The organism is Anabaena sp. FACHB-83, from assembly GCF_014697485.1.
Taxonomy (GTDB): domain Bacteria; phylum Cyanobacteriota; class Cyanobacteriia; order Cyanobacteriales; family Nostocaceae; genus Nostoc_B.
In genome coordinates, this window is the sequence record NZ_JACJRY010000003.1 from 197,295 (window position 1) to 214,218 (window position 16,924).

At 39.3% G+C, this 16,924-nt stretch carries 15 protein-coding genes; 6 read left to right on the top strand and 9 right to left on the bottom strand.

All coding sequences use genetic code 11. From position 1 onward, the window contains the following. Positions 1-405: 405 nt before the first annotated feature. Positions 406-4,089, top strand: coding sequence for a pyruvate:ferredoxin (flavodoxin) oxidoreductase (gene nifJ / locus H6G79_RS04995; protein ID WP_190589962.1), 3,684 nt, complete (start codon positions 406-408; stop codon positions 4,087-4,089). Between the two features lie 29 nt (positions 4,090-4,118). On the opposite strand, the gene H6G79_RS05000 is transcribed toward nifJ, so the two are convergent. Beyond that, positions 4,119-4,613 carry a DUF3368 domain-containing protein gene (locus H6G79_RS05000; protein WP_190589961.1) on the bottom strand — a complete coding sequence of 165 codons (495 nt, stop codon included), beginning with the start codon at positions 4,611-4,613 and terminating at the stop codon, positions 4,119-4,121. Then, entirely contained in the window at positions 4,610-4,855 is a 246-nt protein-coding gene (locus tag H6G79_RS05005; protein ID WP_190589960.1) for a UPF0175 family protein, read from the bottom strand. Before H6G79_RS05005 ends, H6G79_RS05000 begins: the two co-directional genes overlap by 4 nt. A gap of 99 nt (positions 4,856-4,954) precedes the next feature. Between H6G79_RS05005 and H6G79_RS37245 the strand changes: the two genes are divergently transcribed. The 4 genes from H6G79_RS37245 (at position 4,955) to H6G79_RS05020 (ending at position 6,589) form a co-directional block, all read left to right on the top strand. Then, positions 4,955-5,089, top strand: coding sequence for a hypothetical protein (locus H6G79_RS37245; protein WP_277877211.1), 135 nt, complete (start codon positions 4,955-4,957; stop codon positions 5,087-5,089). Positions 5,090-5,289: 200 nt separating this feature from the next. Next, a complete protein-coding gene (locus tag H6G79_RS05010) occupies positions 5,290-5,808 on the top strand; it encodes a DUF4231 domain-containing protein (RefSeq protein WP_190589959.1) in 519 nt (172 codons plus the stop codon). A 38-nt stretch (positions 5,809-5,846) separates the two neighbouring features. Continuing rightward, positions 5,847-6,266: a XisH family protein gene (locus tag H6G79_RS05015; protein WP_190589958.1), complete on the top strand. Its 420-nt coding sequence runs from the start codon at positions 5,847-5,849 to the stop codon at positions 6,264-6,266. Further along, complete coding sequence (locus H6G79_RS05020; protein WP_190589957.1) at positions 6,251-6,589, top strand: XisI protein; 339 nt, start codon at positions 6,251-6,253, stop codon at positions 6,587-6,589. The genes H6G79_RS05015 and H6G79_RS05020 overlap by 16 nt, the downstream gene beginning before the upstream one ends. 83 nt (positions 6,590-6,672) lie before the next feature. Here the strand turns inward: H6G79_RS05020 and H6G79_RS05025 are convergent, their stop codons facing one another. The 7 genes from H6G79_RS05025 to H6G79_RS05055 form a co-directional block, all read right to left on the bottom strand. Next, positions 6,673-9,516, bottom strand: a complete 2,844-nt coding sequence (locus H6G79_RS05025) for a DNA methyltransferase (RefSeq protein ID WP_190589956.1) — start codon at positions 9,514-9,516, stop codon at positions 6,673-6,675. A gap of 440 nt (positions 9,517-9,956) precedes the next feature. After that, entirely contained in the window at positions 9,957-10,328 is a 372-nt protein-coding gene (psb28, locus tag H6G79_RS05030) for a photosystem II reaction center protein Psb28 (protein ID WP_190589955.1), read from the bottom strand. Positions 10,329-10,349: 21 nt separating this feature from the next. Beyond that, positions 10,350-11,894 carry a serine hydrolase gene (locus H6G79_RS05035; protein WP_190589954.1) on the bottom strand — a complete coding sequence of 515 codons (1,545 nt, stop codon included), beginning with the start codon at positions 11,892-11,894 and terminating at the stop codon, positions 10,350-10,352. A 165-nt stretch (positions 11,895-12,059) separates the two neighbouring features. Next, complete coding sequence (locus H6G79_RS05040) at positions 12,060-12,800, bottom strand: RNA methyltransferase (RefSeq protein WP_190589953.1); 741 nt, start codon at positions 12,798-12,800, stop codon at positions 12,060-12,062. 87 nt (positions 12,801-12,887) lie between these two features. Beyond that, complete coding sequence (locus H6G79_RS05045) at positions 12,888-13,484, bottom strand: hypothetical protein (protein WP_190589952.1); 597 nt, start codon at positions 13,482-13,484, stop codon at positions 12,888-12,890. Between the two features lie 169 nt (positions 13,485-13,653). Beyond that, positions 13,654-14,196 carry an AbfB domain-containing protein gene (locus H6G79_RS05050; RefSeq protein WP_190589951.1) on the bottom strand — a complete coding sequence of 181 codons (543 nt, stop codon included), beginning with the start codon at positions 14,194-14,196 and terminating at the stop codon, positions 13,654-13,656. Between the two features lie 321 nt (positions 14,197-14,517). After that, positions 14,518-15,756, bottom strand: a complete 1,239-nt coding sequence (locus H6G79_RS05055) for a PEP-CTERM sorting domain-containing protein (RefSeq protein WP_190590071.1) — start codon at positions 15,754-15,756, stop codon at positions 14,518-14,520. Positions 15,757-16,386: 630 nt separating this feature from the next. Between H6G79_RS05055 and H6G79_RS05060 the strand changes: the two genes are divergently transcribed. Beyond that, positions 16,387-16,830: a hypothetical protein gene (locus tag H6G79_RS05060; RefSeq protein ID WP_190589950.1), complete on the top strand. Its 444-nt coding sequence runs from the start codon at positions 16,387-16,389 to the stop codon at positions 16,828-16,830. Positions 16,831-16,924: the final 94 nt, after the last annotated feature.

The window sequence follows — 16,924 nt, forward strand, 5'->3', positions numbered from 1 at the left end:
TTTAAATATCAGCCGCTAAAATTTTAGAATAGATTAATCAGGCATATAAAGCTGTTTTGAAAACTCAAATCAGTTCCCGCACCTCTACCCCCACAAATCAAAAGCATCTATTCAAAAGTCTTGAAGAGAGATTGTTTCTGCCCTTGAGTACATCGTTAATAGATATTATTAAATAAAGTATTTCGGATGAGATACTAAGAGCATACAATCACTATTTAGAGTCAACTCCAAAGCCCGCAAGTGGTCAATCAAATATTATCCTAACCAGGGATAATCCTACCTACACATATTGGATTTTCCAGTTGGATGCAGCTAACACCAACCACCAACTTCCAGGCTTTAACTATTTCTAATTAGTACCACAACGCTGTCTGATAGTGCCGTTTAAAGGCTAGGACTACAATTATGAGTCAAACCTTTGCAACCATCGACGGGAATGAAGCTGTTGCCCGTGTTGCTTACAAATTAAATGAAGTAATTGCTATTTATCCTATTACTCCCTCTTCCGCGATGGGTGAATGGGCGGATGCTTGGTCAGCAGAAGGTCGTCCCAATCTTTGGGGTACGGTTCCCAGCGTTGTGCAGATGCAAAGTGAAGGTGGTGCGGCTGGTGCAGTTCATGGGGCATTACAAACAGGTTCTCTGAGTACCACATTTACGGCTTCTCAGGGGCTATTGTTAATGATTCCTAACCTCTACAAAATTGCGGGGGAACTCACTAGCACAGTTGTTCATGTGGCTGCACGCTCATTGGCTACTCATGCTTTATCCATTTTCGGCGATCATAGTGATGTGATGGCGGCGCGGGCGACTGGCTTTGCCTTGTTGTGTTCCGCTTCAGTGCAAGAAAGTCACGACTTAGCCCTCATCGCCCATGCAGCTACTCTCAAATCAAGAGTTTCGTTTATGCACTTTTTTGATGGGTTCCGCACCTCTCATGAAGTGCAGAAGGTGAAATTATTGGCGGATGACGATATCAAATCGCTCATTCCCGACGAGTTAATTTTAGAACACCGCGCCCGTGCTTTGACCCCAGACCGCCCTGTGTTACGCGGTACTGCCCAAAACCCTGATGTTTACTTCCAATCGCGGGAAGGCGCAAACCCTTACTACAACGCCTGTCCAGAGATTGTCCAGAACATCATGGATCAATTTGGCGATCGCACAGGTAGATATTACCGCATTTTTGAATATCACGGTGCTGAAGATGCGGAACGGGTAATTGTCATCATGGGTTCTGGTTGTGAAACTGTCCATGAAACAGTTGATTATCTCAACGCCCGTGGGGAAAAAGTCGGCGTGGTGAAAGTACGCCTCTACCGTCCCTTTGATATCCAAAGGTTTGTGCAAATGTTACCAGAAACTGTACAAGCGATCGCGGTTTTAGACCGCACAAAAGAAGCAGGTAGCACCGGCGAACCACTATATCTCGATGTGGTCGCAGCTATCCACGAAATCTATGCTGAACGCGGTAGTGGTAGAGACAAGGTTCCCTCGGAAATTGTCGCTGCCCGTGGTAGTGGCAGAGATGAGGTTCCCTCAGAAATTGTCGCTGCCCGTGGTAGTGGTCGAGATCAAGTCCCACCGATGATTATCTGTGGGCGTTACGGCCTTTCCTCCAAGGAATTTACTCCTGCAATGGTCAAGGCCGTTTTCGATAACTTGTCTCAACCAAGACCAAAAAATCATTTCACTGTGGGTATTCACGATGATGTTACCCACACTTCCCTTTCCTTCGACCCCAACTTTTCCATCGAACCCGATAGCGTTGTCCGGGCAATGTTCTACGGGTTGGGTTCCGATGGGACGGTGGGGGCGAATAAAAACTCCATCAAAATTATCGGTGAGGGAACCGATAACTACGCCCAAGGTTACTTTGTCTACGACTCGAAAAAATCCGGTTCCATGACCGTATCTCACCTGCGGTTCGGGCCGCAACCGATACGGTCTACTTACCTGATAGACAAAGCCAACTTTATTGGCTGCCACCACTGGGTATTTCTAGAAAAGGTCGATGTACTGCAAGGGGCGGCAACTGGGGCGACAATTTTGTTAAACAGTCCTTTTGATAAAGAGACAGTTTGGCAAAATCTCCCCGTGAAAGTCCGACAGCAAATTTTAGATAAGCAGCTGAAATTGTATGTCATCAATGCCAACCAAGTCGCCCGTGAAAGTGGCATGGGAGGACGCATCAATACAATTATGCAGGTGTGCTTTTTTGCCTTAGCGGGGGTATTGCCACAAGCGGATGCGATCGCCAAAATTAAAAAGGCGATCGAAAAGACTTATGGTAAAAAAGGCGCAGATATTGTCCGTATGAACCTGCAAGCGGTCGATATGACCTTAGATAATCTGCATCAAGTCAATATCCCCACCGCAGAACAAGGTAAATGGCTAGATGAGGAATTATTCTCGACCAATTCCTTACCTGTGAGTGCGCCCGAATTTATCCAAGAAGTCCTCGGTAAAATCATGATTTGGCAAGGCGATGATTTACCTGTCAGCGCCTTACCAGCAGACGGAACCTTCCCCACAGGCACAGCCAAATGGGAAAAACGCAACGTCGCCCAAGAAATCCCCGTTTGGGAACCGGATGTCTGCGTACAATGCAGTAAATGTGTGATGGTTTGTCCGCACAGCGCCATCCGTGGCAAAGTATATCAAGAAAGTGAATTAGCTGATGCACCATCCGCCTTTAAGTCGGTGAATGCCAAAGATAAAGATTTTAATCATCAAAAATTTACTATTCAAGTTGCTCCCGAAGATTGTACAGGTTGCGCTATTTGTGTAGATATTTGTCCTGCTAAAAGTAAATCTGAACCAACGAAAAAAGCCATTAATATGGCGCAGCAACTACCTTTAAGAGAACAAGAAAAGCAAAACTGGGATTTCTTTTTAAACTTACCCAATCCTGACCGCAGAAATTTAAAATTAAACCAAATTCGTCAACAACAATTACAAGAACCCTTATTTGAATTTTCTGGTGCTTGCGCTGGTTGTGGTGAGACACCTTATTTAAAATTATTAACACAATTGTTTGGCGATCGCTCAGTTATTGCCAACGCCACCGGCTGTTCCTCCATCTACGGCGGAAACCTCCCCACCACCCCTTGGACAACTAACGCCGATGGACGTGGCCCGGCTTGGTCGAATAGTTTATTTGAAGATAACGCCGAATTTGGTTTTGGTTATCGCTTATCAATAGATAAACAAGGCGAATTTGCCGCCGAATTATTACAACAAATCAGCAGTGAAGTAGGCGACAACCTCGTTCATGCCATCCTCAGTGCCGAACAAAAAAACGAAGCCGATATTTGGGAACAACGAGAAAGAGTTGCATTATTAAAAGACAAATTAGATCACATTTTAACTTCAGAAATTGATGCTAATTTAAAATCCAAAACTTGCAATTTAAAATCTATTGCAGATTACCTCGTCAAAAAAAGCGTCTGGATTATCGGCGGTGATGGTTGGGCCTATGATATTGACTTTGGCGGTATTGACCATGTGTTAGCCAGTGGTCGCAACGTCAATATTTTGGTGATGGATACAGAAGTATATTCTAATACTGGCGGTCAATCTTCCAAAGCCACCCCCAAAGCAGCCGTAGCGAAATTTGCCGCCAGTGGTAAGCCTGCACCGAAAAAAGACTTAGGCTTAATGGCGATGAACTACGGTAATGTCTACGTAGCCAGTGTAGCTTTAGGTGCAAAAGACGACCACACCCTCAAAGCCTTCTTAGAAGCCGAAGCTTACGACGGCCCATCATTAATTATTGCCTACAGCCATTGCATCGCCCACGGCATCAACATGACCACCGGCATGAATCACCAAAAAGCCTTGATAGAATCAGGGCGGTGGTTGTTATATCGCCACAATCCCCTATTAAAAGAACAAGGTAAGAACCCCTTGCAATTAGATATGCGCCCTCCTACAACATCTGTAGAAGCATCCATGTATCAAGAAAATCGCTTTAAAATGCTCACCAAGAGTAAACCAGAAATTGCCAAGCAGTTGTTAGAACAAGCACAAGCCGAAGTTGATGCACGTTGGCAAATGTATCAATATTTAGCACAACGTAATATCTAGATCATAAAAACCTGTTTATTTGACATAAATTACTCACCTGCAATTTGCAGAATAGTTGTATACAACTGTTCGCTGACACGAAAATCCGCTTGTTCCATTAATTGGTCAATAAGCGGTTTAACAATTGGAATTAAATTATTCCGTTTAGCTTGTACAAGCACTCCCAATAATCCAGTCACTTGCAAACCATAACTTTTTGCTACTATACGCCCTCGACGTTCATCCATTAACAGTAAATCAGCTTTAAGTTCTAAGGCTAAGGCGATCGCTTCAGCTTCACCCAAGTCAATATTTTCTTGACTTTCCTGAATTATAATTACTTGTTGTAAATCTTTAACTGTCTGAGTTTGAATCCAGGCAAAGGTTTGCACTTCCATAGCACCAGGAACAAGTTTATCAACAAATACCATTTCGTTGTAAACTGCTGCTGGAATAATAATTTGATTGTAAAGTTTTTGCAGCAAATCTAACTGCGCGATCGCTGCCAAATTTGTAATAGGTGATGTATCACTAACAATAATCACAATAGCTTCATCGACTGCAAAGTTTTTATATCCGCTTCAAAATCTTTTACATCATAATTAATACAAAGTCCACGCTTGGCAAGTTCATGTTGGAATTCAATTACTGTCAATCCCGTCCAAGTACGAGCTTTACCGCTACTAATTTTTTCTTGCTTGTAAAGCATAATAGCGATTTCTAACTTTAATTCATCCTCCGTCATTCTTGCGGCGCGGAGAATATCGTCAGGGATTACAACGCTCATAGGAAATGTGCTTGGAGTTATTTACTCTACAATTTTAAAATATGTAGAGTAGAAGTATGAGATAGTCAGACATCAGCTACACAATCTGTAGAATTATCCATGTATCAAGAAAATCGCTTCAAAATGCTCGCCAAGAGAAAACCAGAAATTGCCAAGCAGTTGTTAGAACAAGCACAAGCCGAAGTTGATGCGCGTTGGCAAATGTATCAATATCTGGCAGAACGGAATCCTTAAAACCAACGTCTTTACTCTGGGGATGCGGAAAGCTTTGAATTTGACCTAAAAATCTGTGAGGATAAGGCCAATTTTTCAAGAGTGATATTCAGAATAATTCTGGATTTTACTTTGAATTCGGTAGTTATACAGAAAATTTACGTATAATTAGGTAGTTGGATAGCTTTTCCTCCCTTTTTTTAGCGTGAAGTAGCTTGACGATGAGTACAAATTTGAATGGTATACCTCAAACAGTCATTTTCTTAGAGCAAGTAGCTAAGAATAGCCGTCTTAATAAACACCAACACTTTAATGCTGCTGAGAGAAATCTTTTTTATAATAATATTTTTGGTTCGGCGGCAATAGTTATTAATGTAATTTTAGGTTCTGTGTTATTTGTAACTGTTTCCAGCAATCTCCCAGAGTTTGCAAAGTGGGCGAGTGGATTTATGGCTATGATTGCTGCTGTCTGTGGCGGTATACAAACCTTTTTTAACTTTCAAAAGCTTTTTGAAGGACATCGAAGAATTGCTAATAACTATCTTGAGCTTCAGCGTGAATGTGAACAACTTTTAGCAGCATTTTCTGATCAGTTAATTAATCTAGAGCAAGTAGTTAAAGAAGTTGAAGTCATCAATAAGAAGTACAATACTATCAATAGTGATGCAGAAGTTTTCCCAACAGGAGATAAGGATTATCGTAAAGCTAAACGGTATGAAAAAGAAAAACATTTGGCTTGATGGGAAAAAGGTATATAGAGCAAAAGTATGGAATATTTGTGCCAGCAAAAGATATTTATCATGATACTGTAAAACGAGCTTTGCAAAAGGATGGATGGACAATTACCCATGATCCATTTCCCTTGCAAATTGGTAAAAAGCGTTTGTCGGCTGATTTGGGTGCAGAACTCCTTATCAGTGCAGAGAAGGGAATTCAAAGAATTGTTGTTGAAGTGAAGAGTTTTGTCGGACAGTCTGATGTAAAAGATTTAGAACAAGCACTGGGACAATATATTTTGTATCAGCAAATTCTTAACGAAATGGGAATTGAGAGAAACCTTTATCTAGCCATATCTCAACAAACATTTAATAGCGTATTCACTATAGAATTAGGACAGGTATTACTTAAGAATCAGGTTGTCAAGTTAATTGTCTTTGATGATGAAAGTGAGGCGATTGTGCAATGGATACCAGATTAAAATACCAGAGCATTATTAAATATGTCCTTCAAAACCATGCAGACTATCGTGCTACTCTGCCTGATGGTTACACCTGTCAAGTTGTATTTGATGATGAACGAGGGCAGTATTTAGTTCTAGACATGGGTTGGAATGGTGATAAATATCTCCATGCAACTCCCATTCATATTAGTTTGATTGATAATAAAGTCTGGATTCAATCTGATGATACAGAAGAAGGTGTTGCAACTGATTTAATGGCAGAAGGTATATCTAGAGAAGATATCGTACTTGGTTTTCGCCATCCAAAAATCCGGCAACATACAGGTTTTGCCGTGGCTTGATAGACAAGTGTGGTTGTGAAATTGTCCAATTACGAGAACAAGGTAATCACTAGAATCTTTCAAAAAACACTAACGCCAGTGCTTCAGTCATTTTTGTGTCTTAGGTATTGAGTCAGCAACCTAAAGCAGTGGTCATCGTTAACCCCTGGTAGCTTGTCTTGTAATGCAGCATAAGCATCTTGAGTCAAAAGTATGGGGTATCCTATCTCAAAGTCATCAGTGTTCGATGATGTGATTTCACCTAATTGATCTATAACTCTCAAGATTGTTTCGCTAACAATTGTTGTATCTAGTGAACCCACAAGTCGCTGTAATTCTCTCTTGGTTGATTCCGTTAGCCAAACTCTGATTAAGCCTGTATTCAAAACCTCTCCAATTACAGTGAAGATGTAAAGATTTGGATCAATTGGAGATGGAATATCAAAGTAAGGTTGAATTTTAGCACCTGCTGATGTCGTGACAGAGTATCTTTTCTTGCCAGTTTCTCTTTCATAAATCCATAAATTTTGACTTTGTTTTCTAGAACCGCCACCTGAAGGTCTCCATTCTGCATAGTAATCATCTGGATTAGGAATGAGCATTTCTTCTTCAAAATATAAAAATTGTCGTAAGCTTTCTTGCCAAAGCAACCATCCAGTTCTCATGTCAGGAATACCAGAAGATTGGGCTTGCTGACTCACCTTATTTTTCCTTTGATTAATCAGTTCACCATATTGTGTTAGGACATTACGCATAACTTGATTTGGATCTTGATCATCGACTGGAATGCGGATTGAGCGGGTAGCTGCTGGGTGCATTAAAGTTGTACCACAGGCATCTCTTAAATCAGGTTTTGATCGATAGCAAAGCATCTTATGCTCTACGCCTAGAAGATCATACATCACATCAATATTTAAATTAGACCACCCAGCTTTGGGGATTCCTTTTGCACGACAGTAAACATCTGCCCAATCTCCTTCCTCAAACTTTCGACCCATCATATAAGCTACTTTAATAGCAAGATAGGTCTGAGCATCTTCATATTCTTTTTGGGTAAAGGCTGGTAATGTTCGAGGTCTGTGCATCTGTGTATTCTCTAACTTAATTTTATCGACGAGTTCTCGAAAAGATTCAAAACTAATCGAAATTAAACTGTCTTTGATAGCTGTAGCTAACCACTTAGAATATAAACGTCGATAGTCAAACTCAGGTTGACGTGCAACATGGAGAAAGCTTTTAGTAAAAGTTTTTTCTTGAGCCAAATATTTTTTGATAAATTTGATGATATTTTGCTGTACTATCTGGTCATTATTTTGCTTTATCTGTATGTTTTTTTGTGGATATAATTGAATATTGTCTAATTTTTGACAATGCAATATTAAATCGTAGCCCACAGCATTATCTGACACAAACATCTTAAATGTGCCATGCTTTTTATCGAAGATTTGAGTTCCTTTAATTTCAAAACCTGCATCTGCTAAAGCTTTTTGAATTACCATCCATACTTTTTCCGATGAGTTATGAAATGCAACAGTTAACCAACTCTTATCTTTTAAGACTCGTTTAATCTCCATAAAAGCTTTAGTGAGAAGATTCTGATAATCTGCATAACTTTTACATTGAACAGAATTGACGATCGCTTCTTCTGTATTATCTGTCCATTGTTGCAGCCAACTTTCCCAAATCAGATTCATTTCCGAATAATTAATGTTCGCGCCAAAGGGAGGATCTGTGAACACATAATCAATGGATTTATTCGGTAATTGGCTAAGGCTACAAGCAGACTGAGTACTGACTTGAACAGTACGGGGAATATGAGCAGATTCTCGAAAATACCAACTAATTGTTGCAGCTTTTCTTTGAAAAGTTTGAAATACATTCTGCTCATTCATGATAGTTGGTACATTGAAATTTGCGGTATTTCCACTACCACCCCAAAATCTAAACTCACTAAAAACTGTTACACGTTGGTATAAAGATGTTAATGTAAACAAAAGCTTTTCTCGAATTTCTTTATCTGGCCAATTAGATGCTTCTTTCCAGAGAAATGCCATTGCATATAAAGCTCTACGGGTATAGCATTGGTCGATTGTAGTTATACCAGCAGAGATAGGCTGGCGGGTATTTACCCCGACTGGAATCTTATTTTGTGGGAACCAAAGATTTTCGGGAATTAATGAACTTTCTATTGAATCGATCAGATGATAATCAAAAGTGTCCAAAGGAACGCAACTTTCTTTTAGGCGATGTCCGCAACATTTGTACCCAATAGCTACAGGGTAACGTTGAGTTCGTTTAAGATTACGTTTTTTAAGTAAAGCATTACAGTGAGGACAGTTGAATTCTTTTTTGATTTTACTTTCTTTAACAGAAGGTTTTTCATCACGTCCAACATCCCAAAAAATAAACTCTCGCTGACAATGATTACAAATTAATCCGTAACTCCAAACAGTATATAAAACATTTGTTTCTGAACCACATTCTCGACAGTGAGTGGTATATAATTTTTTTTGCAGTTGTGCTGCACGATTTAAAAGAGTGTTAACTGCATTGAGATAACAACCAGAATCAATAGGAGTATTAATGTTATAAGCAATAAAAGCTGCTGCTGGCGATAGATCAGATAATAAAGCTTTGCGTCCGAGTTCTGTTGCTGCTACTCCAGTCATACCTGAACCACAAAAAGGATCTAAGACGACATCTCCAGGATTTGTATAATGTTCAATTAAAGGTTTAATTCCTTGTGGTGGAACTTTAGTATGATATGTATGAGCGTCATAAACATAAGAATTTTTACCAGCAGTGATATCTTTTAAAAAAGGTTCATTTACTGTTTTAGAAGGTTGATTAAAATTAATTATCTCTGTAAAATTGGGATTTAATGTAAAACTGAAATTTGCATTGTGATGATAATTAGTTAACTCTAAATTTATGTGTGAGTTTTCCATCAGTTAGCAGGAGATATATAGCAGTAAACTTACCAAATCTAGCTGCTAGTTTATCGATAAATGTAGCCTTTTAACAAGGTGTTGACGTAATTGTATATAGAGGATAGCAGATATATCTAAAAAAGATATCCTGCATAGTTTAAGTCATCCCAAAATACAGCAGAATACAGGTATTTATAACTCTTTTGTTACCTTCGGCAGAGAATAATCCGAAACTCCTAGTTTTAAGTTTCTTCTCAAAAAGGGTGTTTAAATGATAAAGTGGGCTGGCGATCGCTCAATTCATTAATTTGTTTAGCATTCATCAGTGGGTTAGTATTTTTCTCTCCCTGTCATAACAAAAAAGCGACAAGAACGGGAGATAGTTCTTGCGTAAGTTCTATTTATCAATCCTAAATGATTTAAAAACCTATCTCTACCGCCTATCTACCTTATCTCCCTCAATTAGAACTGCCATACTCCATCCCATTAGCCTCAGCGTAACGGTGCATAAAACGCATAAAGCGTTCCCAATGATCATCTTGTTCAATTTCAAATTGGCATTCTACCCGTTGTAATTCATCACCCTCATCACCACCAAAAATAAACTTAGTTGAAGAAGGAGTTACGCTAATTTCACCTTCTTCATCAGTTAACAGTAAGGAATTTAAAGATGGTTTTGTAAAACTATTAAAGCCTTCTAAAGCTTGTAATTGATTAAAAGTCATAGCGACAATGCGGTTTCCCGAAACTTTGCCACGTCGCAAACTCACATTGCTGAGTTCTTCAAAAATGCCTGCAAAAAACTGAATTGTGGGTGGGGTAGATGTCATGAAAAATGCCAAGTTACAAATTTATCTTGGGGGATAATACTGAGGGTTAATGGCTGGTGATTGATAGCCAGTCATTGGGATGTTATTAGGGACAGTAGGATTCATTATAGGTGATTGATAACCACTCATGGGCATCATCCCAGTAGTATTCGGTACGGGAGAACTAATAGCTGGGGATGGATAAGGATTTGTGGGGATATTGTTATTGATTGTATTTGCTGGGCTACTTTGACTGAGGTTTTCGTAAGTAATCCGAGAAATGGAACTAATGAGTTTTTCGGCACGGGGGTCGTTATTTGGGCGTTTGACCATCAAGGAAATGATGTAACGCTTGCCATTGGGAATATCCACTAAACCCGTATCTGCCAACATTGTGCCAATATCACCTGTTTTGTGGTAGATTCTGGCACCTGCACCTAAACCAGAAGGTAGGAGATTATCTCTTTCGGTACGACGCATAATATCCAACATAATATCGCGCGATCGCAGACTCACAAAGTTACCTTGATTCAGCATTGCCATCAAGTTACCCAATTCTCTGGGACTGGTGATGTTTGTACCTTGTAAATCTGGCAATTTATTTTTAATTACTGTTGTGGTTAATCCCCAACTACGAAAACGTTGATTTAATGCGTCTATGCCTCCCAGTCGCGCAATCAGCATATTTGTGGCTGTGTTGTCGCTGATGGTAATCATTTTGGTGGCAACTTCCAAGGCACTATACTGTGTGCCAACAGGCTTAAATTGGAAATTCCCCGAACCACCAGCTATCATATCTTGCTGCATGGTCAGCATTTCATCTAGGCGAATTTTGCCTGCATCAACATCTTGGAAAAATGCTACCAAAATCGGGACTTTAATGGTGCTGGCGGCAGGAAAACCAACGGCAGCATTAATATCTACATAGCCACCATTATCTAAATCAACTAAGAAAATACCCGGTGTGAGGTCTGGGGTGGTAGCTGCCAAATTCTGCACAGCATTTTTGAGTGGAGTAATTTCTTGGGACAGGTATAAACCGGAAGTTGGCGCTACAGGATTAGGGGTGCTTTGTGACTGAACTTGGCCAGAATTATTAGTATTTGATGACACGGGCGAGTTGGAATTGATGCGAGTAGCCGGGTCGAGAGCTGATAGTACTGTACCAACGATCGCACCCATACCGACTCCCACAATTAACAATCGCAGGATATATAACATCGTTCTCGCCATTGGCTTGAGCCGTGTCTTTTTTGACACTCTTTTAGTTCCTTTGGGCTGTGGCGGCTTTTGTACCCGCACTGTTTTTACCTTAACAGTGTTGGGGTACGGGGGTGGAACATAAGCGGGTTTTCTGGGGATGGGTTTGACAGCCGTTGGCATGACTAGCCCTGGTCTTGGCCGGGGAACTCCGCCCATTGCGATCGCGCCTGATGCCAGTATCTGTTCTCTACCCACAGGTCGTTGCTGTGGCTGGGGAACTTTCACTTTTTTTGGTTGTGCTTTTGGAGCTTTGCGCGATCGCGGGCGGCCATTTACGGGTTGTCGCCGCGAGAAAGCTCTTAGTTTGTCACTTGATTCTGTCACTGGTACTCCTTGTGACTCACTCGAATTTTTTCTTGCAGACTTCCGGCCTAAAACTGACTGTTCATACAGCTTGATGCTGAAATCAACGTTGACTACTCAGTAGTGTGTTTAGTTTAAGCCATATTATCTATTTTGAGGGAGATTCCGTATATATTAATCGATACATCATAAGTTTTCATCATCATTACGATTGTTTAGCACCCACTCTACTTGCCGAAAAATCCCCCGCAGCATTGCCACTTCATTAGTTGTCAGTCGGGCGCGATTATATAGTTGGCGAAATTTCTCCATCCGACTCGCGGCTGTATGGGGATAGAGATAACCAATATCTAACAGTAGCGATTCTAATTGTTGGTAGTAGGCTTCTACCAGTTCAAAAGGTGCTAATTCTGTTGGTTGACTGATCTGCGGTTGGGCGATTTCTACCTGTTGCGCCAGTTCATAACAACAAATTCCGACAGCCGTGGCTAAATTTAATGAGGGATATACCTCACTGGTGGGAATGCGGATAAATCGCTGGGCATAATTTAATTCTTCATTACTTAATCCCCGGTCTTCTCTGCCAAAAATCAACGCCGAGGGTTTGTCTGGTTCTGCGAGTAACCAAGGTAAGGCGGTACGGGGTGTTTCTAATGGTGTTCCCCAATCACGCACACGCGCAGTAGTGGCGATCGCTCTGACGCATCCTTGCAAAGCCTCTGGTAAAGTTGCTACTTCTAGGGCAGATTCTAAAATATCCTTGGCATGGACAGCCATTTTCATTGCTTCTGGCGATCGCGGGTCACATTGGGGGTTAACTAATATGAGGTTGTACAAACCAAAATTTTTCATCACACGAGCGATCGCACCCACATTAATTGGGCCAGCTGGTTCTACCAACACAATCCTGACCCCAGTTAATGCCATTTTTTATTTCTCCATATCTTTTACTTTGTGCATTTTACATAATTAGTGATTAAAACCCACAGAAAAGCACCAAGATACTATAAGTTTTTATTCAATAGGACAGTTGGGACTAGGGCCTTTTAAAGAATAGTGATCAACCTGCACCCAGCTATCTTGTCCTAAAGCCCAGAAACCAGTAAAAATGTTATAAGTGGTAGCATTCCCAGTACGGAACTGTAACGTTAGCTTTGTATATTGTGGTAAACTGCCAAACTTGAGTTCAGACCAAACTTTCTGTTCAGTATCACGCATTCCAAAATATCCATCTGTGACATTGGGTGATGTCCGCACATAAGCTTCTAATATATAGTTAGAATTGGGCTGGAGGCGTACTTGCTGACGAATGCCATTCCAATCCGAAACATTCCGCATCCAGGCATTATTTTTACCACTAAAACTATATCCTTTATTCACATCAAAACCTGCACGTCCTTCAGTTTCCCAATAAGATGAGGGATGTGGTTGTTGCTCAAAGTCTAGATTGCCATAAGGGGCTGTACATGATGCTTGTCCTTGATTTATAGAAATGTTGGTTAATAATATCGAACTAACAGCAACAGTAAAAATATTAATGAATATGCTTTTGGTAAGCAATTTTATATTTTGGGGTAATTTTATTAAGTAATCAGCTAATTGATTGGACATAATCTTAAGTAAAACAGCTTAAATAATTTACGCTATATCATTGCTGTAGAGACTGGGTGTAAGGGTTTTAGGTAAATCCTATATCCCTTCACCTTCTCCCCAATCCTTGTTTTTTTTATGCGTCAAACATCAGCATTAATTGTTGGAGATGTTTAATACTATGAACAACTTACCGATAGAGTGGATTGGTGATGATAAAAGTTGCATCCTGTCTGAATAAATCACTACCATCTGATGATTCTAACCACAACTCAAAATTTTTGTGACGGATGTAGTGTGCGGGAAAGTTTAGAGATTCAAATGAACTACTATGAGGATTATCACCAAAGAGTCTATTCTTAATGCAAAAGGTAGCATCTTCTCTAAATAACTGCTGATTGATTCTCCTGGACAACTTGATCTGGAAATTTTCGTGTCTTAAGAAGTGACCTGGAAAGTTAACAGATTCAAATGAGCTACATTTGTTATTAGCTAATCCTGGAACTATTTTAAAGGTTGCATCTTTTCTTCCAAGTTCATCACCAATTTGCTCTATATAACCTACGAAATTTTTGTGGCGAATATAGCGATCGCTCAAGTTATATGATCTAAAAGAAACCGCTTCATTGCTGTTTTGGGAATGAACTGATGAAGCTGATATCAAAAACATTCCCCAAACTGATAAACCTATAGTTGAAACACTCAATAATTTTTTTAGCCAGTTAAATTTCATTGAAATAACTACTGATACATATACTAACAGTAGTTTAACTGAGATTTTTTCAGCTTAAAATGTTTTTTTGATGAAAAAATCAGTAAGAAATACTCAAGCTGTGACTAGTACAACAAGGCAAAAGGAAAAAGGCAAAAGGAAAAAGAAAGAATAATGATACCACAAGCCTTTTAGCAATTTCTTATGGACTGTTTATTTACGCCTTATTGTACTAGTTTGTTTTATCTACTGCTTGTCTGAAATGAAGATATGCGTGGGAGATATAGAAAATTTTCGGGTATGAGTAAAAGTTTCGTTCATACCCCAAACCTATTCTTAGCTTTATGATTCTGTAACTTGAGAAGAACGCAACCGACGTTGACGACGCAAATAAGCTAAACCAACTCCTGCTAACAATGTACCCCCCATTGTGATTGGTTCTGGTACAGGTTCAGCGTTTCTAGGAGTTAGCAAGAAAGGACGGATAACATCAGGTTCAATGGAATTGCGCTTGCGCCCATAACCAACAATTTCACCTTTGTTATTAATGCCTGCTAATACTTCTAATTTCCAATCTACAGTGGGATCAAAAGAAATATCGAGTTTGGTTACACCAGTTTCAGGACTCCATAAACAAAATTCTGTCCATACTCCGGGACAATAACCTACTACTTGACCCAAGTCATTAATATCCGATGCTCTTATGGGGAGTGGGATTATACCAGCCTCTTGAGTCCACAAGAAGCTACTCCCTCCATTATTACTACCAGAAAAGCCCAACACCTGACCTTGATTGTTAATTGCAGAGGCAATACTGTAATCTCTTCCTGGCAAGGTGCCAATGTCTTGTACACCCGTTTCTGGATTCCAAAAAAAAGCACGATTATCACTAAAATTATTGTTTGAATATCCTACTACTTGCCCCGAATCATTGATGGCAGTTGCATAACTCCTTTCTCTACCAATAAGAGTTCCAATATCAATTCTTTCAGTGCTACTATTCCATAAAACAGCATGATCTTTGCCCTCAAAGTCTAATAATTCTCCTATATCGTTGTATATAGGCTCAGAAGAAAAATTGGAAGAACCTACCACTTGGCCAAGATTATTAATGCCATAGGCGGCATTACTCTGAAAGTAATAGCTTCTTTCTAAAGGAGTAACGCTACCGTTTTCGCTCCATATACCAGTCCAACTACCATAATCAGCACTCCTTCTATGTACTGATACCTGTCCTAAATTATTGATACCAGATGGGATAATTGCAATGGTATCTACTTGCCCAGAACTATCGTTAATCCAAACTCTGCCATTTTCACGACTCCACAGCCAGCCAGGATTATAACGATTAGTTTCAGGAACAGATATATACCCTACTATCTGACCAGCATCATTAATGTCAGTAGGTATGTCATTGTAAACTGGATAACCAACAGAAATATCTTCTGGATTAATATCTATTAAGTCATACAAAATTGCTGCCATTGCAGAGGTATTAATCCCCAATGTCATGAATACGGCGCTACCACTCACAATCGCTAGATTTTTGATTTTTGTTGTTAATCTGTCGATTTTCAACATATACTTTACTCCTCATGAAATATCAATTTGTAATCACAAGTTCATAAATCTATCTTTTGGTAGTTGTCTCGCATAAAAGTTACCAAAAGTTATATCAGTCAAGAATTGCAATGCGAAGTTTGCAAATGCCAGGATTATAAAATTCAGTGTTTTTTCTCCTGATTAAAAGATTGAGTCTTCACAAAAAATCCATATAAATAACACGAAAAATTTATAATCTTTAATACACTTGTTTGTGTTCTCATAACAAAGATTTCTTGAGACAACAGATCATCTCAATTAATTAAGATTTACATCAACTTTGATTAACTAAGTCAAAATACATCCAAAACTATCTGAAGATTTAATCATTAGTGTTGATGAAATGACTAGTTAGAAGCTTTGTATAGTCAAGCGATCGCCTAGAATTTTCATCAACCTAGAGATAAATTTTAAGTTTTGTTAAATTAATAACTTTTAATACGCATCTTCAAAAACATGCAGTATAACGTAGCAGTGCGAGTAGTAAGTTAGACACAAAAGTTAAATTATTATTTAAAACTCATGGTTTTCAGAAATATTTTTGCTGTGACTAATTTGCTTTATTTGCGGCTTGTCTGAAATTAAGATATGTGTAGGAGAACCCAAAAAATGCAAAGTATTGTGAAAAGAACTATTTTACTTTCCACTACAGCAGCGATCGCAGTTACATTTACAGGTTGCGGCGAAAGCAAAGTAGCTCAATGCAATAAAATTATCAAAGTTGCCAATCAAGCAGTAACCTTAAGTCAAGAATTTAGTAAAAATTCGCAGCGCGATACAGGTTCTAAAACATTCACAGAAATTGCAGATAAACTTGGTAATTTGGCGAATGAAATGAAAGCATTAGAAATTAAAGATGAAAAATTAAAAGGCTTTCAAGGACGATTTATCAAGTTATATCAAGATACCAGCAAAGGTTTCCGTGATACTGCTGCTGCTTTTGATAAAAAAAATCTCAAAGCCGCAAACACTTCTCTAGCATCCTTAAAAAAGAGTGGTAGTGATGAAAGTGCAATAGTAACTGAAATTAATAGCTACTGTTCTGGGAAGTAACGTCAAAAACCGGATTTGGCGTAGGTTGGGTTTAGCTATCGCCTTACCTAAGCTAAAATTATCCTTAACTTCTTTTGCTTTTTAACTTTTAACT